General features: G+C 61.6%; 24 protein-coding genes. 15 read left to right on the forward strand and 9 right to left on the reverse strand.

Going from position 1 to position 22,284, the window contains the following annotated elements:
- Positions 1 to 21 precede the first annotated feature (21 nt).
- The 4 genes from HU773_RS22645 (at position 22) to rlmF (ending at position 4,995) form a co-directional block, all read left to right on the forward strand.
- On the forward strand, positions 22 to 450 hold the full coding sequence (locus tag HU773_RS22645; protein ID WP_057438270.1) for a DNA polymerase III subunit chi: 429 nt from the start codon (positions 22 to 24) through the stop codon (positions 448 to 450).
- Positions 451 to 457: 7 nt separating this feature from the next.
- A complete protein-coding gene (locus tag HU773_RS22650) occupies positions 458 to 841 on the forward strand; it encodes a DNA polymerase III subunit chi (RefSeq protein WP_186625888.1) in 384 nt (127 codons plus the stop codon).
- Positions 842 to 993: 152 nt separating this feature from the next.
- Complete coding sequence (locus HU773_RS22655) at positions 994 to 3,840, forward strand: valine--tRNA ligase (RefSeq protein ID WP_186625889.1); 2,847 nt, start codon at positions 994 to 996, stop codon at positions 3,838 to 3,840.
- A gap of 138 nt (positions 3,841 to 3,978) precedes the next feature.
- Positions 3,979 to 4,995 (forward strand): 23S rRNA (adenine(1618)-N(6))-methyltransferase RlmF, encoded by a 1,017-nt coding sequence (rlmF, locus tag HU773_RS22660; RefSeq protein ID WP_186625890.1) that lies wholly within the window; start codon positions 3,979 to 3,981, stop codon positions 4,993 to 4,995.
- Between the two features lie 68 nt (positions 4,996 to 5,063).
- On the opposite strand, the gene HU773_RS22665 is transcribed toward rlmF, so the two are convergent.
- Complete coding sequence (locus HU773_RS22665) at positions 5,064 to 5,345, reverse strand: HU family DNA-binding protein (RefSeq protein WP_038443110.1); 282 nt, start codon at positions 5,343 to 5,345, stop codon at positions 5,064 to 5,066.
- A 396-nt stretch (positions 5,346 to 5,741) separates the two neighbouring features.
- Here HU773_RS22665 and yejK point away from each other — a divergent pair, with 396 nt between their 5' ends.
- Positions 5,742 to 6,746: a nucleoid-associated protein YejK gene (gene yejK, locus HU773_RS22670; RefSeq protein WP_038443112.1), complete on the forward strand. Its 1,005-nt coding sequence runs from the start codon at positions 5,742 to 5,744 to the stop codon at positions 6,744 to 6,746.
- Complete coding sequence (locus HU773_RS22675; protein WP_057438267.1) at positions 6,746 to 7,099, forward strand: glutaredoxin family protein; 354 nt, start codon at positions 6,746 to 6,748, stop codon at positions 7,097 to 7,099. The genes yejK and HU773_RS22675 overlap by 1 nt, the downstream gene beginning before the upstream one ends.
- Before the next feature lie 123 nt (positions 7,100 to 7,222).
- On the opposite strand, the gene HU773_RS22680 is transcribed toward HU773_RS22675, so the two are convergent.
- The 5 genes from HU773_RS22680 to HU773_RS22700 all read right to left on the reverse strand — a co-directional run bounded on the left by HU773_RS22680 (position 7,223) and on the right by HU773_RS22700 (position 10,755).
- Entirely contained in the window at positions 7,223 to 8,152 is a 930-nt protein-coding gene (locus HU773_RS22680) for a glutathione S-transferase family protein (protein WP_057438265.1), read from the reverse strand.
- Between the two features lie 81 nt (positions 8,153 to 8,233).
- Positions 8,234 to 8,518: a GIY-YIG nuclease family protein gene (locus tag HU773_RS22685; RefSeq protein ID WP_057444436.1), complete on the reverse strand. Its 285-nt coding sequence runs from the start codon at positions 8,516 to 8,518 to the stop codon at positions 8,234 to 8,236.
- Between the two features lie 36 nt (positions 8,519 to 8,554).
- On the reverse strand, positions 8,555 to 9,025 hold the full coding sequence (locus tag HU773_RS22690) for a nuclear transport factor 2 family protein (protein ID WP_057444437.1): 471 nt from the start codon (positions 9,023 to 9,025) through the stop codon (positions 8,555 to 8,557).
- A gap of 84 nt (positions 9,026 to 9,109) precedes the next feature.
- On the reverse strand, positions 9,110 to 9,745 hold the full coding sequence (locus tag HU773_RS22695; protein WP_057438263.1) for a response regulator: 636 nt from the start codon (positions 9,743 to 9,745) through the stop codon (positions 9,110 to 9,112).
- Between the two features lie 200 nt (positions 9,746 to 9,945).
- Positions 9,946 to 10,755 (reverse strand): response regulator, encoded by an 810-nt coding sequence (locus tag HU773_RS22700; RefSeq protein ID WP_186625891.1) that lies wholly within the window; start codon positions 10,753 to 10,755, stop codon positions 9,946 to 9,948.
- Positions 10,756 to 11,182: 427 nt separating this feature from the next.
- On the opposite strand from HU773_RS22700, the gene HU773_RS22705 reads away from it, so the two are divergent.
- From HU773_RS22705 to HU773_RS22740, 8 genes are all read left to right on the forward strand, one after another.
- The gene (locus HU773_RS22705; protein WP_057438259.1) at positions 11,183 to 11,809 is read left to right on the forward strand and encodes a DUF1120 domain-containing protein; all 627 of its coding nucleotides are present in this window, start codon (positions 11,183 to 11,185) and stop codon (positions 11,807 to 11,809) included.
- 48 nt (positions 11,810 to 11,857) lie between these two features.
- Positions 11,858 to 12,472: a DUF1120 domain-containing protein gene (locus HU773_RS22710; protein ID WP_115128931.1), complete on the forward strand. Its 615-nt coding sequence runs from the start codon at positions 11,858 to 11,860 to the stop codon at positions 12,470 to 12,472.
- A gap of 37 nt (positions 12,473 to 12,509) precedes the next feature.
- Positions 12,510 to 13,130: a DUF1120 domain-containing protein gene (locus HU773_RS22715; protein WP_186625892.1), complete on the forward strand. Its 621-nt coding sequence runs from the start codon at positions 12,510 to 12,512 to the stop codon at positions 13,128 to 13,130.
- Between the two features lie 89 nt (positions 13,131 to 13,219).
- Entirely contained in the window at positions 13,220 to 13,846 is a 627-nt protein-coding gene (locus HU773_RS22720) for a DUF1120 domain-containing protein (RefSeq protein ID WP_115128933.1), read from the forward strand.
- Between the two features lie 33 nt (positions 13,847 to 13,879).
- On the forward strand, positions 13,880 to 14,581 hold the full coding sequence (locus HU773_RS22725; protein ID WP_186625893.1) for a fimbria/pilus chaperone family protein: 702 nt from the start codon (positions 13,880 to 13,882) through the stop codon (positions 14,579 to 14,581).
- A 55-nt stretch (positions 14,582 to 14,636) separates the two neighbouring features.
- Positions 14,637 to 17,069: a fimbria/pilus outer membrane usher protein gene (locus HU773_RS22730; RefSeq protein WP_225923820.1), complete on the forward strand. Its 2,433-nt coding sequence runs from the start codon at positions 14,637 to 14,639 to the stop codon at positions 17,067 to 17,069.
- An 11-nt stretch (positions 17,070 to 17,080) separates the two neighbouring features.
- Complete coding sequence (locus HU773_RS22735) at positions 17,081 to 18,223, forward strand: DUF1120 domain-containing protein (RefSeq protein WP_057958540.1); 1,143 nt, start codon at positions 17,081 to 17,083, stop codon at positions 18,221 to 18,223.
- A 17-nt stretch (positions 18,224 to 18,240) separates the two neighbouring features.
- Entirely contained in the window at positions 18,241 to 18,891 is a 651-nt protein-coding gene (locus HU773_RS22740; protein ID WP_169959725.1) for a DUF1120 domain-containing protein, read from the forward strand.
- Here HU773_RS22740 and HU773_RS22745 read toward each other — a convergent pair.
- Together HU773_RS22745 and HU773_RS22750 are read right to left on the reverse strand one after the other, a co-directional pair.
- Positions 18,888 to 20,168 (reverse strand): CynX/NimT family MFS transporter, encoded by a 1,281-nt coding sequence (locus HU773_RS22745; protein ID WP_057438249.1) that lies wholly within the window; start codon positions 20,166 to 20,168, stop codon positions 18,888 to 18,890. The two genes, HU773_RS22740 and HU773_RS22745, sit on opposite strands and share 4 nt — an antisense overlap.
- Positions 20,158 to 20,817 carry a FadR/GntR family transcriptional regulator gene (locus tag HU773_RS22750; RefSeq protein WP_186625894.1) on the reverse strand — a complete coding sequence of 220 codons (660 nt, stop codon included), beginning with the start codon at positions 20,815 to 20,817 and terminating at the stop codon, positions 20,158 to 20,160. The genes HU773_RS22745 and HU773_RS22750 overlap by 11 nt, the downstream gene beginning before the upstream one ends.
- 152 nt (positions 20,818 to 20,969) lie before the next feature.
- On the opposite strand from HU773_RS22750, the gene HU773_RS22755 reads away from it, so the two are divergent.
- Positions 20,970 to 21,473: a type II toxin-antitoxin system MqsA family antitoxin gene (locus HU773_RS22755; RefSeq protein WP_225923821.1), complete on the forward strand. Its 504-nt coding sequence runs from the start codon at positions 20,970 to 20,972 to the stop codon at positions 21,471 to 21,473.
- Between the two features lie 46 nt (positions 21,474 to 21,519).
- Here the strand turns inward: HU773_RS22755 and HU773_RS22760 are convergent, their stop codons facing one another.
- Positions 21,520 to 22,284 carry an amino acid ABC transporter ATP-binding protein gene (locus HU773_RS22760; protein ID WP_045062117.1) on the reverse strand — a complete coding sequence of 255 codons (765 nt, stop codon included), beginning with the start codon at positions 22,282 to 22,284 and terminating at the stop codon, positions 21,520 to 21,522.

Raw genomic sequence — 22,284 nt, forward strand, 5'->3', positions numbered from 1 at the left:
GCGTGCCTGCCTGGAAATGTAATGACCCAAGTCGACTTCTATATATTGCCCAGCGCCGATCCGTCGGCTCGCCTGGACTTTGCCTGCAAACTCACGGAAAAGGCCTGGCGCATGGGCCACCGCATCTACCTGCACTGCAGCGATGCCGCCCAGCGTGACGACCTCGATGCCCGCCTGTGGCGCTTCAAGGGCGAGAGCTTTGTGCCCCACGGCCCCGCAGAATCGGAGCCGGACAGCCAGGTGGTGCTGGGTGTGGGCGACAGTTGTGGCGATCACCATGACCTGCTGGTCAACCTGGACCTGAAAGTGCCAGCCTTCGCCAAGGGGTTTGCCCGGGTCGCGGAAGTGGTGGTGGAAGATCCGGCTATTCGTCAGGCCGCGCGTGAGAGTTTCCGTTTCTACCGCGAACAGGGCTATTCTCTGCAAGATCACCGATTACAGCGACTCTGAGCACATGATGGACACTTCAAATCCGCTAAAACCGTCTGACCACCTGCTGGACGACCTCGAGTCGATCCGCCAGTTGCTGGGTGATGACAACCTGCAACCGCCGCTGCTGACCGATACTGTCGCAGAAGAGGTACAGATCCCCCTGCTGTTCGATACGGTCGGCGCCAAGCCAGCCGTCGCCGCGCCAGTCGAGCCGCCCGTCGTCCAGGCAGCGCCCGCCGTCGAAAAAGCCCCCGATGCCCTGTTGCTGCACCTGGACAACGAACTGCGCGCCGCTGCGCAATTGATCATGCAGGACGTGATCGACGACTTTGCCCCGCATATCGAAACCGAGATCAAGCGCCGGATGGATGCGCGGATGGAGCGGTTGCTTAGCCAGTACCAGTCCTAAGCCACATAGATATCCCCTGTAGGAGCGGGCAAGCCCGCTCCTACATTTGACCCGCGCCAGCCTTAGCCCCTCTCTTCGTCTCGCCCTCTCCCCTATCCCTCGTTATACTTGCCGGCTTTCCTGAATAAATGCCAACTAGGGTCCCGCCGCGCATGGATAAGACCTACCAGCCGCACGCTATTGAAACTTCCTGGTACCAGACCTGGGAGTCCGAGAATTATTTCGCTCCGCAAGGTGCGGGCGAGTCCTACACCATCATGATTCCGCCGCCGAACGTCACTGGCAGCCTGCACATGGGCCATGGCTTCAACAATGCGATCATGGATGCGTTGATCCGTTTCCGCCGTATGCAGGGCCGCAACACCCTGTGGCAGCCAGGCACCGACCACGCGGGTATCGCCACCCAGATGCTGGTAGAGCGCCAACTGGAAGCCACCGGCCAAAACCGTCACGACCTGGGGCGCGAGAAGTTCCTGGAGAAGATCTGGGAATGGAAAGACCATTCCGGCGGCAATATCAGCCGTCAGATCCGTCGTCTCGGCTCGTCGGTGGATTGGAGCCGCGAGCGCTTCACCATGGACGATGGCCTGTCGGAATCGGTCAAGGAAGCCTTCGTGCGCCTGCATGAAGATGGCCTGATCTACCGTGGCAAGCGCCTGGTCAACTGGGACACCAAGCTGCACACAGCGATTTCCGACCTTGAAGTGGAAAACCACGACGAGAAGGGTTTCCTGTGGAACCTCAAGTACCCGCTGGCCGACGGCGCCAAGACCGCCGAAGGCAACGACTACCTGATCGTCGCTACCACCCGTCCGGAAACCATGCTCGGCGACGCTGCCGTAGCGGTTAACCCGAACGACGAGCGCTACCAGGCGCTGATCGGCAAGTTCGTCGAGCTGCCGCTGGTAGGCCGCCGCATCCCGATCATCGCGGACGACTACTGCGACCCTGAATTCGGCACCGGCTGCGTGAAAATCACCCCGGCCCACGATTTCAATGACTATGAAGTCGGCAAGCGCCATAACCTGCCGCTGCTCAACATCTTCGACAAGAACGCCGCCGTATTGCCGGCCTGCCAGGTGTTCAACCTGGACGGTACGCTGAACGACAGCATCGACGGCAGGATCCCGGCCGAATACGCCGGTCTTGACCGTTTCGAAGCGCGTAAGCAGATCGTTGCCGCCTTCGACGCCGCTGGCCTGCTGGTCAGCGTTGACGACCACGCCCTGAAAGTGCCAAAAGGCGACCGTTCCGGCACCGTGATCGAGCCGTGGCTGACCGACCAATGGTACGTGTCCACCAAGCCGCTGGCCGAGCCGGCAATCGCGGCTGTGGAAGACGGCCGTATCCAGTTCGTGCCTAAACAGTACGAAAACATGTACTTCTCATGGATGCGTGACATCCAGGATTGGTGCATCAGCCGTCAGTTGTGGTGGGGCCATCGCATTCCGGCCTGGTACGACGAGTCGGGCAAGGTCTATGTCGGCCGCGACGAAGCCGAAGTACGCGCCAAGAACAATCTGGGTCCGGACGTCGCGTTGCAACAGGACAACGACGTACTCGACACCTGGTTCAGCTCGGGCTTGTGGACGTTCTCCACCCTGGGCTGGCCGCAACAGACCGAGTTCCTGAAAAAATTCCACTCCACCGACGTGCTGGTCACCGGCTTCGACATCATTTTCTTCTGGGTTGCCCGGATGATCATGCTCACCATGCACTTGGTGAAGAATGAAGACGGCACCCCGCAGGTACCGTTCAAGACCGTGTACGTACACGGCCTGGTACGTGATGGCCAGGGCCAGAAGATGTCCAAGTCCAAGGGCAACGTCCTGGACCCGCTGGATATCATCGACGGTATCGACCTGGAAACCCTGGTGCAGAAACGCACTTCGGGCATGATGCAGCCAAAACTGGCGAAAAAGATCGAGAAGCAGACCCGCGACGAGTTCGCCGACGGCATCGCCAGCTACGGCACCGACGCCCTGCGTTTCACCTTCTGCTCGCTGGCGTCCACCGGTCGCGACATCAAGTTCGACATGGGTCGCGTCGAAGGCTATCGCAACTTCTGCAACAAGATCTGGAACGCAGCGCGCTACGTGCTGGACAAGGGCGAAGACTGCGGCCAGAACGGCGAAGCCTTTGAGCTGTCCCTGGCTGATCGCTGGATCATCTCGCAGCTGCAGCGCACCGAAGCCGAAGTGACCCGCCAACTCGACCAGTTCCGTTTCGACCTGGCCGCCCAGGCCTTGTACGAGTTCATCTGGAACCAGTATTGCGACTGGTACCTGGAACTCTCCAAGCCGGTGCTGTGGGACGAGAACGCGCCGGTCGAGCGCCAGCGCGGTACCCGTCGCACCCTGGTGCGCGTGCTGGAAGTGGCATTGCGCCTGGCGCATCCGTTCATGCCGTTCATCACCGAAGAAATCTGGCAGCGCCTGGCGCCGCTGGCCGGTATCGAAGGCAAGACCATCATGCTGCAACCTTGGCCAGTGGCCAATGAAGCACGCATCGACGAGGCTGCCGAAAGCGATATCGAATGGCTCAAGACCCTGATGCTCGGCACGCGCAATATCCGCGCCGAGATGAACATCGGCCCAGGCAAGCCTTTGGCGGTGTTCGTGAAGAACGCCAGTGCCGAGGACCAGCGCCGTCTCACCGAGAATGACGCCCTGCTCAAGAAGCTGGCGAAGCTGGAGTCGATCACCGTATTGGCTGACGGCGCCGAAGCACCGCTGTCTGCCACCGCACTGGTCGGCGAGATGGAAGTGCTGGTGCCGATGGCCGGCCTGATCGACAAAGGTGCCGAGCTGGCGCGCCTGGACAAGGAAATCCTGCGCCTGCAGGGCGAAGTGCAGCGCGTGGGCGGCAAGCTGTCCAATGCAGCCTTCGTGGACAAGGCCCCGGCCGAAGTCATCGACAAGGAACGCGCCAAGCTGGCCGAGGCCGAACAGGCGTTGGGCAAGCTGGCGGAGCAACGTGCGCGGATTTCCAGCCTGTAAGAGGCAACCCGCGTAAAAAAAGAGACCTTCGGGTCTCTTTTTTTTGGCCCTGGAAAACACCCCGCTTCCCACATTTGCCCGGGGCGGGCTCAGGATGTGTGACAATGGCCGCCACTTTGAGCCAACACCAGAATCATCATGACCGCCCCCAGCACACCCAAACCGCCCCGCAAGAAGCCGAAAACCGCCGCCACAGCCAAGCCCGTGGTGCCACGCAAAGAGGCCACTCTGCATCCGCGCAACCGCCACCAGGGCCGTTACGACTTCCCGGCGCTGATCAAGACTACGCCGGAACTGGCCCAGTACGTGATCCTCAACCCCTACGGCAAGGAAAGCATCGACTTCGCCAGCCCGGACGCGGTGCGGGTGTTCAACCGGGCGCTGCTCAAGGCGTTCTATGGCGTGCAGCACTGGGATATCCCGGCTGACTACCTGTGCCCACCGGTGCCAGGGCGTGCCGACTACGTGCACTTCCTCGCCGACCTGCTGGCCAGTGTCAACGACGGCAAGATCCCCCGTGGCTCGATCGTCAAGGTGCTGGACATCGGCATGGGCGCCAACTGCGTCTACCCGCTGATCGGCTACATGGATTACCGCTGGAATTTCCTCGGTTCCGAGATTGACCCTACCGCCGTGGCGGCCGCCAAGGCCATCGTGCAGTCCAACGACCTGAGCAAGGTCATCCAACTGCGCCTGCAAACCAACCCGAAACATATTCTGCAGGGGCTGCTGGAGCCGGGTGAGCGTTTTGACCTGACCATGTGCAACCCGCCGTTCCATGCCTCCATGGACGAAGCGACCAAAGGCAGCGAGCGGAAGTGGCGCGCCCTGGGCAAGGCCGACCCCAAGCGCAAGTTGCCGGTACTGAACTTCGGCGGCCAGTCGGCAGAGCTATGGTGTGAGGGCGGCGAAGCGCGGTTTGTCACGCAATTGATCGCCGAAAGCGCGCATTTCGCCCATAAAGTGCTGTGGTTCAGCACCCTGGTGTCAAAAGCCTCCAACCTGCCTGCCATCGAGACCGCGCTGAAAAAAGCCGGTGCCCTGGAAAGCCAGGTAGTGGAGATGTCCCAGGGCCAGAAACAGAGCCGTTTTGTGGCCTGGACCTTCCAGACCAAGAACGAGCAGCAGATCTGGCGCCAGCGCTGGGTGCGCTAGAGGTAAATCGCAGGCAACAAAAAACCGTGCCCGGATCGCTCCGGTGCACGGTTTTTTTTTGCTGCGTCTTACTTGTTGATCGAGTCGGTCAGGCCTTTGGCCACAACCAGCTTGATCACTTTCTTCGCAGCGATTTCGATGGCAGCGCCAGTCGAAGGGTTACGGCCGGTACGGGCTGGACGCTCGGTCACTTTCAGCTTGCCAACACCTGGCAGAGTGATTTCGCCGCCGTTGTCCAGCTGGTCACCAACGATCTGAGCCAGTTGCTCCAGTACGGCACGTACTTGAACCTTGGTGGTATCAGTGGATTCGGCGATATCAGCGATCAGTTGGTCTTTAGTCAAAGCCATTGTGGTGTTCCTTCCCTATCAAATTCATTTGGATTGCAGAGTGCAGTGTCAGCCATCGAGCCCGACCGTCATGGCCTGGCACCCCTGGCCATAACCGCGAGAGATCGGGGTTATAGATGCCTGAAACGGGGTTTGGTTCGACCTGACAAATGCTGAATGCACGCTTAACGCCGATACATCGCGTAAGACCGGGCAAAACTAGCACAGAGACGGGGAAATATCCGCTTCTACCTACCCATTTGGTCAGCTTTATCGCTCTAAACCGTGAAAAAAAGGCATATGACCCGTCAGAGGCCTCCCGAAACCGCTTCAAACGACGCCGCGACCAACGGGTGCGGTACACTGGCGACTTTTTCCGGGAGGCCAACCGCTCCCGCTCAACCAGCCGAGAAGCCCATGCCGATCCGTCATTGCATCGTCCACCTGATCGACAAAAAACCCGACGGCACGCCCGCAGTTCTCCACGCCCGTGACTCCGAATTGGCCGAGTCCGCCGCCATCGAGAACATGCTCGCCGACCTCAACGAGAGCTATAACGCCAAACAAGGCAAGGCCTGGGGTTTCTTCCATGCCGAGTCCGGCGCGCACCCGTTCAGTGGCTGGTTGAAGGAATACTTCGAAGGCGGCAAGGATTTCACCGCCTTCAGCCGGATTGCCGTGGAGCATCTGCAAAAACTGATGGAGGAGTCCAACCTCTCCGTCGGCGGCCACGTGTTGTTTGCCCACTATCAACAGGGCATGACCGACTACCTGGCCATCGCCCTGCTGCACCACAGCGAAGGCGTGGCGGTGACCGACGAGCTGGACGTGACGCCCTCGCGCCACCTGGACCTGGGCCAGTTGCACCTGGCGGCACGCATCAACGTGTCCGAATGGCAGAACAACAAGCAGTCCAAACAGTACATCTCGTTTATCAAGGGCAAGAACGGCAAGAAGGTCTCGGAGTACTTCCGCGACTTTATCGGCTGCCAGGAAGGCGTCGACGGTCCGGGCGAGACTCGCACCCTGCTCAAGGCCTTCAGTGACTTCGTCGAAAGCGAAGACCTGCCGGACGAGTCCGCCCGCGAGAAAACCAAGACCCTTGTGGATTACGCCAGCAGCCAGGCCAAGCTCGGCGAGCCGATGGGCCTGGAAGAACTGTCGGGCCTGATTGATGAAGATCGGCCAAAGGCCTTCTACGACCATATCCGCAACAAGGATTACGGCCTGTCGCCGGAAATCCCGGCGGATAAACGCACCCTCAACCAGTTCCGCCGCTTCACCGGGCGCGCCGAGGGCCTGTCGATCAGCTTTGAAGCGCACCTGCTGGGCGACAAGATCGAGTATGACGAAGCCGCCGGCACCCTGATCATCAAGGGCTTGCCGACCCAACTGACCGACCAGCTCAAGCGCCGTAACTGATGCTCGGCGGGGTACTGAAGAAAGTCCTGCTGGTGTTGCTGGTGGTGGTGGCGATCCAGAACTGGGGCAAGATCGAGCGACTGTTCAATCCGTCGCAGGTCGTCCCGGAGCAGGTACGCGCCACTGCCCGGGTCACGCTGTACAGCACCGAGTGGTGCGGGTACTGCAAGCAGACCCAGCGGTTCCTCGATCAGAAGGGTATCCCCTACAAGACCGTGGACATCGAGAAGGACGCCCAGGGACGCAAGGCTTATGAGGCCCTGGGAGGCGGCGGGATTCCATTTGTGGACGTGAATGGCACGCAGATCCGCGACTACAACCCGGATGCCATCCTGTCCGCCCTGAACCTGTAGGCGCGAGCAAGCCCTAATGCCGACCCGTTAAGCGAACGCAATGCTCAACGCAGCGAAGACCAAATGTGGGATCTACGCCTGACTGAACGGCATTCGAGCAAACCCGCGCCTACAGCGGTTTGATTAACGGATTAAGAAGCCCAGGCGCGGAAAGTGCACATGCACGGTGCCGCCACGCTCATCCTCGCGGCGCAGGATCAACTCTTCGCGACCGGCAAACACCAACTCCCCCGCCACCGGGTCGACGCCGTAGTCGGTCGCGGCGATGGTCACTTGCTGGCCGACCTTGAACCCGTTGGGATCTTCAAACACTTCATCCGGCAACGCCGCAGGCGCGCTATCGCGGGCGATTTCCAGGGCCTGCCCGGCATTCATCTCGCTGGCGGTGCCATGCCCGAAGCCCAGCACCCGAGCAAGCCAGGCGCTGGCAGCCGGATAGTTATCCACAAGCGGCGAGGTCACTGATGAGCCTTTGAGGAACCACAACGGATGGGCCATGGCGAAGTCGGCAATCGACGGTTCGCCAAACAGGAAATCCCCTGACTGACGCTGCAACTGTTGCTCAAGCCGCGCAATGATTGCCGGCCACTGGTGCCGCGCCACCTCCAGCGGCATGCGGGCGGCGCTACCGTCGCCGAACATCTTGCTACGGTCGGCGACCAGCACCTGCAGCAACTGCGGTGGCACCTTGGCAAATTTCACGGCCAGGGATTCGGGTTGGAACACCAGGGCCACGGCATGGGAAAACACCACTGAATCGGCCCAGGCGGCAAAACTTTGGCTGAGCAGTTCCTGGCCTTCGGGAAACAGCGGCGGCGTGGCCTTTTCCTGTTCCAGGCGGCGGGCGATCAGCGCGGTGTCGCAATAAATATCCGCGCCCACCTGCAGCACCGGGGTTTTGCGGTAACCGCCGGTCAGGGCCGTCAGGTCCGGCTTGGGCATCACCGGGGGAATGATCACCGAATGCCAGGACAGCCCTTTGAAGCCCAGGAGCAGGCGGGCTTTTTCCGCGAAAGGGGATTGGGGGTAGTGGTGCAGGATCAACTCAGACATGCCGGACTCCGCCAGATGAAGGAGCGGCCAGATTATCGCGCAAAACCCCGGCGGCCTAGCCATTGGCCTGATGGGAACTGATCAGTCAGATTGATAAGCCCGGGCCAGGCACTCCTTGGCGCTTTTCTTGAGCTTCTTTATCAGGCGTTCCTGGCGCAGGGCTTCGCCCTTGCTCGCGCAAGCCTCGGTATACACCAGCGCCACCGCCGGGCTGGACAGAAAAAACCGCGCGCCCTTGCCGCTCTGGTGCATCGCAAAGCGGCGCAGCGGATCGTTGCTGATCCCGCAATAGAGCGCGCCATTGGCCGCCCGGACCAGGTAGACAAACCAGGGTTTGGGCGCGACAGGTTCAGGTGGGCTGTTCACAAAAGGTTCTGGCAAACGAAAAGAGCGCCAATCTTATCAACGACTGGCCTGGAACGCCTTCAACCCTTTCAACGCCTGGCCGCGCACCGCGTTGCGCACCAGCGGCGTCCAGCCCAGCAGCAGGCCCTTGGTGCCAAGGGCCTGACGCGACCAGCGCCACAGGTCGAAATGGTCGTGGTGCTCGCAGATCTTGCCGTCGCGAAACACAAAGCGCGCCTGGATATCGTTGACCACCGTGCGGCCGGTCTGGCTGAACAGGTAGGTCGCCACCCAATGAGCACTGCCTTTGTTGTCGTCACTGTGTACCTGGTCGAAGGTCAGGGAAAAGTCCTTGGCCCGGGTGGTGAGCATGCGCCACATGTCGCCGGCATCGCGCCCGCGCAATTCGCCGAACGCCGGGTCGCTGAACAGCACATCCTCGGTGTAGCAGGCACTCATGGCCTCGGCATCCAGGCGCTGGAAGGCGCCATAGAACTCGTTGATCAGGGCGTTATGGGCGTCGCTCATGGGCAGCATCCGGCGAAGGGTTGAAAGTCACTTACGATAGTGTGCATGGGCCTGCAACACCATCGGCATTGATCTGCGGAATACCTAGGGCACCATCCCGCAGCTGCGAGCATAGGCGAACAGATCCACGTCGGTGGAAATACACAGGCGGTTCATGGCCGTGCTTTTCTGTTTGCTGATGGTGGAAATGCTGCGATTGACCCGCGCGGCGATCTGACTGACCGTCATGCCACTGGCGAGCATGCGCACCACTTCGCGCTCCTTGCCGGACAACTGCGGCTGTTGCGACTGGTCGCCCGTACCCGCCTCCACCAACTGCACCCGCAGGCATTCGCTGACAAAGGTCTGGCCGGCGTGCACCGTCTTGATAGCCAGGGGCAACTCCTTGGCCGAGGCACTTTTGGCGACGATCGCCTGTGCGCCGTGGGCAAAGGAGGCGCGCAAGGTGGCGACGTTGGCAAACATGGTCACCAGAATCACCGGCAACCTCGGGTACTGGCGGTGCAACAGGCTCAGCAGGCCATAGCCGTCAGCCTGCTGGCCGCCCGGCATAGCGAAGTCGGTCACCAGTACGTCGCAGGGCGTGGTTTCCAGCAACCGCAGCAGTTCATCGGGGCCATCGGCCTCCCCCACGACTTTGCACCGACCATTCGCCTCGATTACCACTCTCTGCCCGATACGCACAATGGGATGATCGTCAGCAATAATTACGCGAAGCATAAATACCCACGGATGATGGCAACTTGAATCCGCGCAAAATACCTGCGCCGGTCCCCTTCAACAACTGCCTGAGCTCCCGGTTTTTTCATCACGATCAATGTTTGGTAGCCAGCCCGGCAACACCTACAAAATAAAAAGAAAACGCCTACACCAAAAACTTTCAACACAGACTTCCATTTACCTACAAATCGACAAAGGCATCACAGCGAGCCCAAGTAAGTGAGGTAGGTATGCAAGTCAGCCTGGAACGCTTCCAGCTGCAACGCGCTCAATGCTATGCCCTGGGCATGGACGCGCTCGATCAGGCGCATGCCTCGCAACTCCAGGTCCGCCACCCCGAGGAAGGCCAGGCTCCCCACCAGGCGATGCAAGCGCTCGGCGGTCAACGGCGCATTCAGAGTCCGGCACGCATGAGCCAGGCCGACACTGTCCTCCCGGGCTTCGCAAAGCAGGCTGGCGAGCATCTGGTCCACTACAAGAGCATCGCCAAAGGTTTCAATCAGGCCGGCACGGGTCGGCCAGAGTGCCGAAACGGGCACCGGCGCCTGCACATCGGCCGGGCCTGGCAGCCACAATGCCAATACGCTATGCAATTGCCCCAGGGACAACGGCTTGAGCAACCAGGCATCCATGCCTGCATCGCGGCAACGCTGGGGGTCGTCATGTACCAGGTTACCGGTCAAGGCAATGATCGGTACCCGCCTCTGGGCGTTAGCGTGTTCACGCAGACGGATTGCACGGCTCATGGTGTAGCCGTCCATATGCGGCATCTGGCAATCACTGATCACCAGGTCGAATCGCCGTTCGGTAAGGGCTGCCAGCCCGTGCTGCCCGTCGCCGACCAATTGATGGCCCAGCCCGAGCTGTTTGAGGAACCACCCCATTAAGATGCGGTAGGCGGAGTGGTCTTCCACCACCAGTACCTTGAGGTGCTGCCAGTGCACAGGCGGTGTAGGCGAAGGTGTCGGTTCACGGGAAAGCACTGCGTTGGAAAATACGCCAGTCTCCATGGTCACCTCATGATTGCGATGGGTCCTGCAACGCCCAGCGCTCGTAGTAGGCCGGCAACGCTGACGCAACAGCCAGGGGACGTGCGAACACTTCACACGACTGCTATCGCACTACAAAAGTAGCCTTATGAAGGCGGTCATGACGATGCAAAAACTACGAAAAAACCAACTTTCCTACAAAACAAATTAACTTATTCCGACACGCTCCAAACTGATTTCCCTCTCCCGCCGATTGTCGTAATAGTTGTATTTCCCCTGCCCAGTCTCCCCGCTAAATTGCGCCTACCCCGAGAAGAGGGAGCTCAGGCGCCGCCCCGCAGCAGCCCTGAAACCCATAAGCCAAGCCGCCTTGTAAGCCACCCTTCACAAAGGGCAGGTATTGCCGTGTGCGCCTTATCAGCCGAACCTGCACTGGAACAACCTGAACATGAACAAGTCGTTAAACCTGGTGGGCACCGCCCTGTTGCTCGCCAGTGCCTCATCGGCCTTTGCCGCCAGCACCGTGGACCTTACGGTCAAAGGGCTTATCACCCCAAGCGCCTGCACCCTCACCGTGCCGGGCGCTATCGACTTCGGGAAAATCTCGGCCAAAGACCTGAACCCGGACACACAAACACGAATTGAAGACAAGACCCTGCAACTGACTGTGAATTGCGAGGCCATGACGCTGTTTGCGATTAACCCTGTCGATAATCGGGCAGGTACATCGCACGGCACCAATGCCTCAGGCTATGGCCTGGGGCTGATCAATGGCACGGAAAAACTCGGGATGTATGTAGTGATCGTGCGTAACCCCGTCGCCGACATCCCATCGCAAATGCTGCAATTTCGCGATGGCACATGGCGCATGCAGTGGGACGACGACTATGTCGCGCCCAACCGGTTGATTGCCTTCGGCAGCTTTGTCCCGGATGTCGGTTACTTGCCGCACCCCCTCGAAACCGCATCCGTGGAGATCGTGCTCAATACCTGGATTGCCCCGGCAAACACGCTGACCCTGACCGATGAGGTGGCGCTGGACGGTTCGGCAACCCTGGAAGTGAAGTACCTCTAAAACCGGTCGACGCTGCTTGGACCACTCCAGATAAAGGGCCCTATGTCTATGAACGCTTTTGCCTCCAGACTCCTACTGACATTGCTGTTCACACCAGCGGCATTCGCCGCCAGCACCACCGACCTCGCCGTCAAAGGCACCATTACGCCCAGCGCCTGCGCACCGTTGATCTCAGGCGACGGCACCATCGACTTCGGGAAAATGTCGGCCAAGGACCTCAACGCCGACCAGCACACCAAACTGCCCAATCAATCCATGCTACTGAGCGTGCGCTGTGAAGCACCGACGCTTTTCACCCTGAACACTGTCGACAACCGTGCCGGCTCCTCGGCCAACCACGACAACTGGCATGGCCTGGGCATGACGCCCGAGGGCGAGAAACTGGGAGGGTCCGCCTTTCATCTCTACACCCCGATAGCTGACGGTGCCCCGGTACGGACCATTACCTCGCGAGACGGCGGCGTGACGTGGGAACTGACCAATATGCTCAACCACACACTGGTGACGGCAGTTGCGAGGGGCAATGACCTGGTACCTATCGCCGTCCGCGCCTTGGACGCGGAGATCCGCCTGTACACCCACATTGCGCCTGCCGATGGCCTGACCCTGACCGACGAAGTCCCCGTCGATGGGCACGCCACGGTCCAGGTCAACTATCTGTAACGCCACACACAGCCCCAATCGAAAGGAACTCGCTCCCATGAAACCCGTGTTCACCGCCATCGCCACCAGCCTGCTGCTGCTTGGCTCTGCCACCAGTTACGCGGCCTCCACCGTCGACCTGACCGTCAAGGGTCTGATCGTCCCCAGCGCCTGTACGCCTAACATGGACCATGGCGGAATCGTCGACCATGGCAAGATTTCCGCGAAAGACTTGCATGCAGACAGCCCCACACAAATCGGCACCCACGTCCTGATCCTGGGGGTCACGTGCGATGCCCCGATTCAATTTGCCCTGCACGCCATCGACAACCGCGCCGGCTCGTCCCCCACTGCGGCCCAGTTCGGCCTGGGCTTGATCAACGGCACGCAAAAACTGGGCTGGTTCGGGTTGACGCTGCGCAACGCGGTCGCCGACGGAATACCGATGCAGCCGATTGCATCCGCAGACGGCGGCAATACCTGGTACAGCGAAAAGTTCTGGAATCCAGGTTTGTACATGGCCGCAGCCACCATGGATGACGCCACCCAGCCGGCCTCTATCCAGGAGCTGGTGGCGGAACTGGTGGTGGAAACCAGCATTGCCCGTACCGACGGCCTGGACCTGAGCAACGAGGTCACCCTCGATGGTTCCGCCACCCTTGAAGTCAAGTACCTGTAACCCTTGGACGCCCATGCCTGGCTGAGACTTGCGGGCATGGGTATTTCTTTCGTATCGGCCGTGTCTACTTCGGCCAGTGGCGCCCACCGATGAACACCTACCCTCGCCTTCTGGCGATCTGGCTTTTGCTGACGAATGGCGCAGCGGCCTTCGCCGCGTCTTCTGTCGATATCACGGTAACGGGGCGGCTGACGCCGGATGCCTGCCACGTGACGCTGTCAGAGGACGGCACGGTTAATCATGGGAAAATTCCCGCACACACCCTCAACGCCAACGAGTTCACCGTACTACCGGGCCAGTTGCTGGAACTGAAGGTGCAATGCACCAGGCCGATGTTGTTCGCCCTGGTGGGGCTCGATAACCGCGCGCAATCCTCACTGGCCCCTGGGTTCTTCTATGGCTTGGGCCGAAACATCCACGTCCCGGCCGAGCGCCTGGGGTCCATCGCCCTGTCCTATCGCAACCCCCAGGGCGACTCACAGCCCATGCAGGTCCTGGCCTCCACCGACAGTGGCGAAACCTGGCGCCCGGAACCCAATGCGTACCCCAAATCCTATGTCGGCTTTGCCCTGCCCGGAGATCGCCAGCCGGACTTCATCGGCCAGTTGACGACTCAATTGCGCATCGACACGTCGATCAACTTCACCCAGTACCTGACCCTGAATCAGGAGGTGCCGCTCGATGGCTCCATCGTGCTGGACCTGCGTTACCTCTGACCTCTTCACGCTGCCCCAATGGAAGACCCCGGCATGACCACAACCTTACTCAAAACAGCAACCTGCTGGCTTGCCCTGTCGCTGCTGCTTGGCGCACAGGCCCAGGCCGACGGCATGGTGCCGGACACCTCCGTGGTGATTATTTACGAAGCCGAGGGTGAGGCCGCCGTTTCAGTGACCAACACCGACGGCCAGCTCGCCTTGTTGCACGTCACCCTGGAAGACATTCCCGAAGACACCGAACCCCTGCTGGTAGTCACGCCGCCACTGTCGCGGGTGGAGCCGGACAAATCGCAATTGGTCCGTTTCATCCTGCAAAGCCAACAACCGCTGCGTACCCAGCGGCTCAAACGGGCGATCTTCGAAGGTATGCCCCAGGGCCGTTCCGCGACCAAAGCCGGGCACGCACAGGTCGGCGTGACGGTGCGCCAGAACCTGCCGGTGATCATCCACCCCAAGGGTCTGGCCCTCAATCGCACGCCCTGGACCAGCCTGACCTGGTCGCAACAGGGCAGTACCTTGCACGTGCGCAACGACAGCCCGTATGTGGTGCGCCTGGCCCAGGACCTGCGCCTGCTGCCCGGTGACGGCAAAGCCATGCTGCCTCGCACCTACGTGTTGCCCGGGGAGACCCTGAGTGTGCAGGCCAGCGGCGGCCCCGCCACTAAAGTGCGACTGCAACCGGCCACCGTCTACGGCTTTGCGGCTGCCGCCTACGAAGCCCCGATCATCTGACGAGCAACAAGAGGTTCCCGACCCGCCACAGACGCCCTTCAATCGAGTGCCTTTCGTGAAAACAATATTGAGCTCCCGTGACGGCGAAGCAGTGCCCGACACTCCCGCTCGCCTTGCCTTCCCCGCGATGCTGCTGGCCTGTGCCTTATTGCCGGGCAAAGCCTGGGCCGAAGCACGGCCCGGCTTCGACGCCACCACCCTGCACCAGCGCGGCATTGACCCAGAGTTGGCCAACCTGCTGCTGGACGCCCCGCGCTTTGCCGCCGGCAGGCAGGCGGTGAGCCTGCGGGTCAACGGCCAGCCTCGTGGGCGCCTGGAGGTGGGTTTTGATCAACAGGGCGTACTGTGTTTTGACCGATCCTTGCTGGACGCCGCCAACCTGACGATCCCCGGCGACGAAGGGCCCTGCCATGATTTTCTCGCGCAGTACCCACAAAGCCTGGTGGAGCCGGACCCCGCCAGCCTCAGCGTGTCCCTGGTGGTGCCGACCGATGCATTGCGCCCGGTGCAACAAGACGTCTCGGGCTATGAAACCGGCGGCGTCGCCGGCTTGCTCAATTACGATCTCACAGGGTTCTATAACCGCTTCGGCGACGGCAACAGCCGGTTTGGCTCGGCGAATACCGAGGTGGGTTTCAACGCCGGCGACTGGATCGTGCGCAGCCGCCAAGTACAGACCTGGCAGGATGGGCTGTCGCGCAGCACCCATCTGGAGGCCTATGCCCAGCGCACTTTTGCCAGCCATCAAGCCGTGCTGCAAGCCGGGCAGATCAGCCTCTACAACCCGGTGTTATCCGGTGCGCAGATCACCGGGGTCCAGGTCCTGACCGAACAGGCTCTACTGGCACAGGGGCAAAGCGCGACCATCGACGGTATTGCCAACAGCCCGGCGCAAGTCGAGGTGCGGCAGAACGGCGCGTTGATTCACTCCACGGTGGTGCCCGCCGGACCGTTCTCCCTGACGGACGTACGGCGCCTGAACTCGCGTTCGGACGTCGAAGTCACGGTCAAGGAAAGCAGCGGCGGCGAGCGACGCTTCACCGTCCCCGCCGCCATGCTCGGCCTCGGGTTGCCAGCACCGGGGTACTCGGTGGCGGTGGGCCGTGTGCGCAATATCGGCGATGCCCAGGGCGACGATCCGTGGGTCGCCAGCGCGGGCTGGACCGGTGCCGTGCACTCGCAACTGTCCCTGGGCAGCGGCGTGCTGGTGTCCAGTGAATACCGGGCTGCGGGGCTGAGCCTGGGTTGGCTGCCGTGGCTGGACAGTCAGATCCAGCTGTCCACACAGCTCGCCGATACCCAGGCGCGGGACAAGGTCCGTGGCCTGCAAACCGACCTGTCCTGGGCCCAGCGCCTGAATGATCAATGGTCGTTCAGCGTGGCCAATTCCTGGAGGACACCGGGCTATCGGGAACTGGAAGAAGCCACCTACGCGCCCGACACCACCCAGCAACCGCGCTCCCGTTATCGCGATCAACAAAGCGCCACGCTGGGCTGGTCCCACCCGTGGCTGGGGGCTTTCAGTGCCGGGGTTTCGCGCTCGAGCAGCGCTGACGGCGAGAGCAGCAGTCGCGGCCTGGCGTCCTGGGGCACCAGCGTCGGCGGGGTGTCATTGTCGGCCAGTGCCGAGTGGCAGATGGGCGGGCGCCAGCAGCAGGACAACGCGGTGTACCTGAACGTCAGCCTGCCCCTGGGCGAGAGCCGCCGCGTGCGGGCCTGGGTCCGCAACTCGGGCAGCGAACATCGCACGGGGCTGGGGCTGAACGAACAGATCGACGATCAATTGAGTTACCGCGTCAGCGCCGAACACGACACCCGCGACCAGCAGGTCGAAACCACCCTCGGCCTCTCGGCCCTGCCCCGCTACAGCCAACTCGATTTCAGCTACAGCCGCGCCGATGCCGAGCGTTCGAGCTATCAGGGCAGCGCCCGGGGGGGCGTGGTGCTGCATGGTGGCGGTGTCACGTTGTCGCCGTATGCGGTGCGCGACACCTTTGCCGTGGTGGCGCTGGGCGACATGGGCGGTATCAAGCTGAGCACGCCCAGCGGCCCGGTGTGGACCGACTGGCAAGGCCAGGCCGTGGTGCCCCAGGTGAGCGCCTATGGCCGCAGCCCGGTGGAAGTGCAGACCCGCTCGCTGCCGCGCAACGCCGATATCAACAACGGCCTGACCATGATCTCGGCCGGGCGCGGCGCCGTGCAACGGGTCGAATTCGGCGTGACCTTGACCCGTCGAGTGTTGCTCACCGCGCGCACCGCGCAGGGGGCGTTGCTGCCCCGTGGCGCCTCTGTCAGTACCGCCAGCGGCGAGTTCGTGACCCTGGTGCAGGACGGTGGCCAGGTGTTCCTGCCCAACGTGCTGGAGCAGTCCGAATTGTGGGTCAGCGCACCAGAGATGGAGCGCTGCCGGCTGCAGTTTGAACTGTCGGCCAAGGGCGATCCCCAGGTGTACTTCGAAACCGCGCCAGCGAGCTGCAACGCCTTATGAGGACGATCACCATGCGCCTTTTCCGCGCTCCAAAGCGACTGATGGCGGTCGTGCTTACCGTCGGCCTTGCCGGCAATGCCCTGGCCGATGACGAGTGCCAGTTGACCCTCAGTGAATCCCTGCTGGATTTGGGCCTGATGAGCCGCCTTGCACAAAACGACAGCGCCCCCCAGCGCCTGCTCGGCGAACGCCGCCTGAGCCTGAACCTGAGCTGTCCGCAACCGGCGGATATGAGTGTGTTCTATCGGGCCCTGGCGGCGAATGCGCAATACCTGCAATTTACCGAACATGGACACTACGCCCTGCAAGTCAGCGATGGCGTGCTGGATGGCCAGGCAGTGGAGCTGGGGTTACTACCGGGCGCCGGCCAGCCTCCCGCCACCGTCGCCACAGCGTTGAACTGGCGTCCAGGCCATGGGGTGGTGCCGATGGTCCGCGGCACTCCGGTGCAAGGCCAGCACTTTTCCCTGCAAGTAAGCCTCAGTGCCTGGGCCGACGTGGCCGCGACCCACGTGCGCGATGCGACCACCTGGGAAGTGTCGGGCACCTTCGACGCCCCCCAAAGCGGACGCTACCGGGAACTGACCCTGCGCGCCCACTTCGCCCCCGTCGCTTGCACACCGCAGTTATCCAACGGCGGCCTGGTGGATTACGGCACCTTGCTGGCCAAGGACCTGAGCGCCACTGCAGAAACCCCGCTGCCCACCCGTACGTTGCAGTTTTCCGTGAATTGCGATGCCCCCGCACGCTTCGCCCTGGTGATGCACGACAACCGATTCGGCTCGGCCACCGGCGGCACCGATGAGACCGCCTACGGCCTGGGCGTGGATGCCAGTCACAACAAAATCGGTCGCTACTATCTGAACATCGACCCGGCGGACTTCAGCGCCGATAACCTGGGCACCCTCTATCGCACCGACTCCACCAGCAACGGCCAGGCCTGGAGCAGCGCCACCGCCCGGCAGATCCCGATCGCCGCCAATAGCCTGATGGGGTTTACCGACAGCATCGGCAGCACCCTGGGGCCGATTGCCGCTCAACACCTGGTCGGCACGGTGCGCATCAAGCCCTACCTGGCCCCCACCCAATCCATGGACCTGCGCAACGTGGTGCGTATCAACGGCTCCGGCACCCTGGAAATCATCTACCTCTGACCTCTGGAACCTTCTTTATGCACAAGCACTGCCTGGCTTTGCCCGCCCTGCTGTTACTGGTCTCGGCGCAACCTGCGCTGGCCGCCTCGACCGTGGACCTGAGCGTCAAAGGCCAGGTCACGCCGACAGCCTGTACCCCGCTGCTGTCCAGCGGCGGGATGATCGACTACGGCAAGATTTCCCAGCATGACCTGAACCTCGACAAGGGCACACGCCTGCCGATCAAGCAGTTGCAAGTCAGAATCGGCTGCAATGCCCCAGCGCGCTTTGCCCTGCGCATGCGCGACAATCGCAACGGTTCGGCCACGGTCAACAGCGAGATCTATTACGGGCTGGGGTTCGACAACAGTGGTAATCGCATCGGGCTGTATTCCATGACGTTTGATCCCAGAAAAACGCTGGTCGACAGTACTTCGCTGATCTACGGCACCGAGTCCACCACCGGCGGCCTGGCCTGGCGTACCGCCAACCTCAACACCATCGAGATTGGCGCCAACAGTTACCTGGGGTTCACCGAAACCAAAGACAGTGTCGCCGGACCGTCGGCGATTCAGGTTCTGATCAGCACGGTCAAAGTCGAAGCGGTGATCAATGCCCGACAGAACCTGGACCTGAGCACCGACACCCCGCTGGATGGCTCGGCAACCCTGGAAGTGCTGTATCTCTAGAGTTTCTCGCTGGTGACCTGCACATACTGCGCACGTCCTGCGCCCAGCCCGGCGACGATTGCACCCAGGCCGATTACCGCGAAAATCCAGCCAATGGCCGTCCAGCCGCCGGTCCAGTCATGCACCAGGCCGACCGCGAACGGGCCAAGGGACGCCAGGGTGTAGCCGATGCCCTGGGCCATGCTCGACAGGTTGGCGGCCACATGGGAATCGCGCGAGCGCAGCACGATCAAGGTCAGCGCCAGGCTGAACGTGCCACCCTGGCCCAGGCCCAACAGAATCGCCCAGCCCCACAGACCGTCCAACGGTGCATACAGGCACCCGAACAGGCCGCCGAGGGTCAGCAGCATTACCACCACAATGGCCAGGCGTTGATCCTTGCCACGGGTGGCCAGCCAGGGTGCGGCCAGGGAGCTGGCCAGTTGCACGATGATCGAGCCGGACAGGGCCAACCCGGCTTCAGTGGCACTCAGGCCACGGCCGATGAGGATCGACGGCAGCCAGCCGAACACGATATAAGCCAGGGACGATTGCAGGCCCATATACAACGTCACCTGCCAGGCCAGCGGGTCGCGCAGCAAGCCCTTGACCCGATACGCCACCTGGTGGGCGCCGTGTTTCTGCCCGACTTGCGGTAACCAGAACAGCGCCGCCAGCAGTGCCGGCAGCATCCAGAAGCCCAGGCCGATGTTCCAGCTGTCTGCGAAGTAATGACTCAACGGCACCGTGGCCCCTGCTGCCAACGCCGCGCCCAGGCACAGGGCCATGGTGTAGACCCCCGTCATGGCCCCGGCCTGCCTGGCGAAGTCACGCTTGACGATACCCGGCAACAACACCCCGATAATGCCAATACTGGCCCCGGCCAGCAGACTGCCGGCGAACAGCCCGACCTCACCGAACGAGCTGCGCAGAATGATCCCGGCGGCCAGGGTCAATAAAATCCCCAGCACCACACGCTCGGCGCCAAACCGTCGGGCGAGGATCGGCGCCATGGGCGCAAACAGGCCCAGGCACAGCACCGGCAAGGTGGTCAGCAGGCCGGCCTGGGCCGCCGACAACCCCAAGCTGGCGGACACTTCACTGAGCAGCGGTGCCATGCTCGACAACGCCGGGCGCAGGTTCAACGCCACCAGAATCAGGCCCAGTAATAACAGCCACGGACGATGCACCTGCGGCGGACTGTGCTGGACCACCTCGTCGTCGGCCTCGGCGTCGATCAGCAATTCTTCAAGGGCATTTTCTGGGCGGGGCATGGCGTTCTCGGGTTCAAGGTTCATTGATCAACTGCCGGGACAGGGCTTTGGCGTGCTCCGGGGCCTGCTGCTCCACGGCATTGAGCAGTTCGACATGCAGGTCGAACACTGCCTGGCGACGCGGCTTGATATTCAGGGTCTGGCGCAACTGGGCGCCGACGATGCTGGAAAAGTACTGGTACAGCTCACTCAAGGCCGGGTTGTGGGCCGCGTCCACCAGGCGCTTGTGGAACACCAGGTCGCACTGGATGTAGTGCTCCAGGTCGCCGTGGTAGTGCTCGCCACTGGCCCGCAGCGCTTGGTGCAGGCGTTGCAGATCCTCAGGGGTGCGGCGCAAGGCCGCCAGGCCGACGGCCTCGACCTCAAGAATCTGCCGCGTCTCCTGCGCCTGCTCCAGGGTGCACTGGGACATGGCATTCATCACCCCCAACGGATCGGTCATGGAACGCAGGTAGCTACCGTCTCCCTGGCGAACCTCGATCAGCCCGGAGAACGCCAGCACCCGCATGGCCTCGCGCACGGTATTGCGGCTGATGCCCAGCTCGGCCGACAGCTCCGGCTCGGTGGGCAGGCGCTCGCCAATCGCCCATTTGCCTTGGGTGATGCGCTGGCGCAGTTGGTCCAGGGCCTGGTCGACCAGGGAGCGTTTGATCAGAGGGGCGATGTCCGGCATGGGTTTTGTACTTTCGTCCAATCATAGGATGAATTTTCGTACAGCCTATTCGGAGTTGCCTACAGAAGCAACGCACCAGGGTTTTCAGGCGGGCAAAGGAAGCGAATTTTCAATCAGTAAAATTACCCTTCAAGGGTAACTATTGGCCTCAGGTGTCTTATGGAAAAGTACACACCTCATTACGATTCGGCGGTGATAAAGGCGGATGTCAGGCGGCTTGGAAGGAACGCAAAACCATCAGTGTCCAGGGCATGGAGCGTCGGGTCGACACTCTTTCAGGCTGGGGATGCAAAGCCTGTGGCGACGGCTTTTGGGACCCCGATACCGATAGTGCGGATCGCTATGCAGAAGCGGGTGATGAGTTGGTTCTCGCCGCGCGAAAAATGATCGGCGCCGAGATAAAACGCATCCGCCGAAAACGGCACCTTACACAAAAAGAAGCAGTGCAATTGCTGTCCGGGGGCGGCCACAACGCGTTCTCTCGGTACGAGCGCGGTGAGTTGATGGCACCCAAACCCTTGGTGCTGTTGATGCGGTTATTGGATCGTCACCCACATTTGCTGACAGACGCAAAAGCTCTCGCCGAGGGTGCTGATTTGTTCGGTGCCTTCACCTCTACCGTGAACAGCGACACTGAAGTACTCAACGCTTCCTAGCCGCAAAAAAAACCCGGCGCCAGGCCGGGTTGGTCTCAAACATCCATCAATGCAAAATCTGACTCAAGAACAACTTGGTCCGCTCATTCTGCGGGTTGTCGAAGAAGTCATTGGGCGCCGCCTGTTCCACGATCTCGCCCTTGTCCATAAAGATCACGCGGTTGGCCACGGTGCGCGCAAAGCCCATTTCGTGGGTCACGCACAACATGGTCATGCCGTCTTCGGCCAGGCCGATCATGGTGTCCAGCACCTCCTTGACCATCTCCGGGTCGAGGGCCGAGGTCGGCTCGTCGAACAGCATGATTTTCGGCTTCATGCACAGGGCACGGGCAATCGCCACGCGCTGTTGCTGGCCGCCCGACAATTGCCCCGGGAACTTGTGGGCCTGCTCCGGGATGCGCACGCGCTCCAGGTAGTGCATGGCGATTTCCTCGGCCTTGCGCTTGGGCATCTTGCGCACCCACATCGGCGCCAGCGTGCAGTTCTGCAGGATGGTCAGGTGCGGGAACAGGTTGAAGTGCTGGAACACCATGCCCACTTCCCGGCGCACGCTTTCGATCTGCTTGAGGTCATTGGTCAGTTCCACGCCATCGACCACGATGCGCCCCTGCTGGTGCTCTTCCAGGCGGTTGAGGCAGCGGATGGTGGTGGATTTGCCCGAACCGGACGGCCCGCACAGCACGATGCGCTCGCCCTGCTTGACGTTGAGGTTGATGTCTTTCAACACATGGAACTGGCCGTACCACTTGTTGACGCCCTGCATCTGGATAATGCCTTCAGGGCTCACCGGCTGTTTGATTGCTTCGCTCAT

This window comes from Pseudomonas shahriarae (assembly GCF_014268455.2).
GTDB classification, from domain to species: Bacteria; Pseudomonadota; Gammaproteobacteria; order Pseudomonadales; family Pseudomonadaceae; genus Aquipseudomonas; species Aquipseudomonas shahriarae.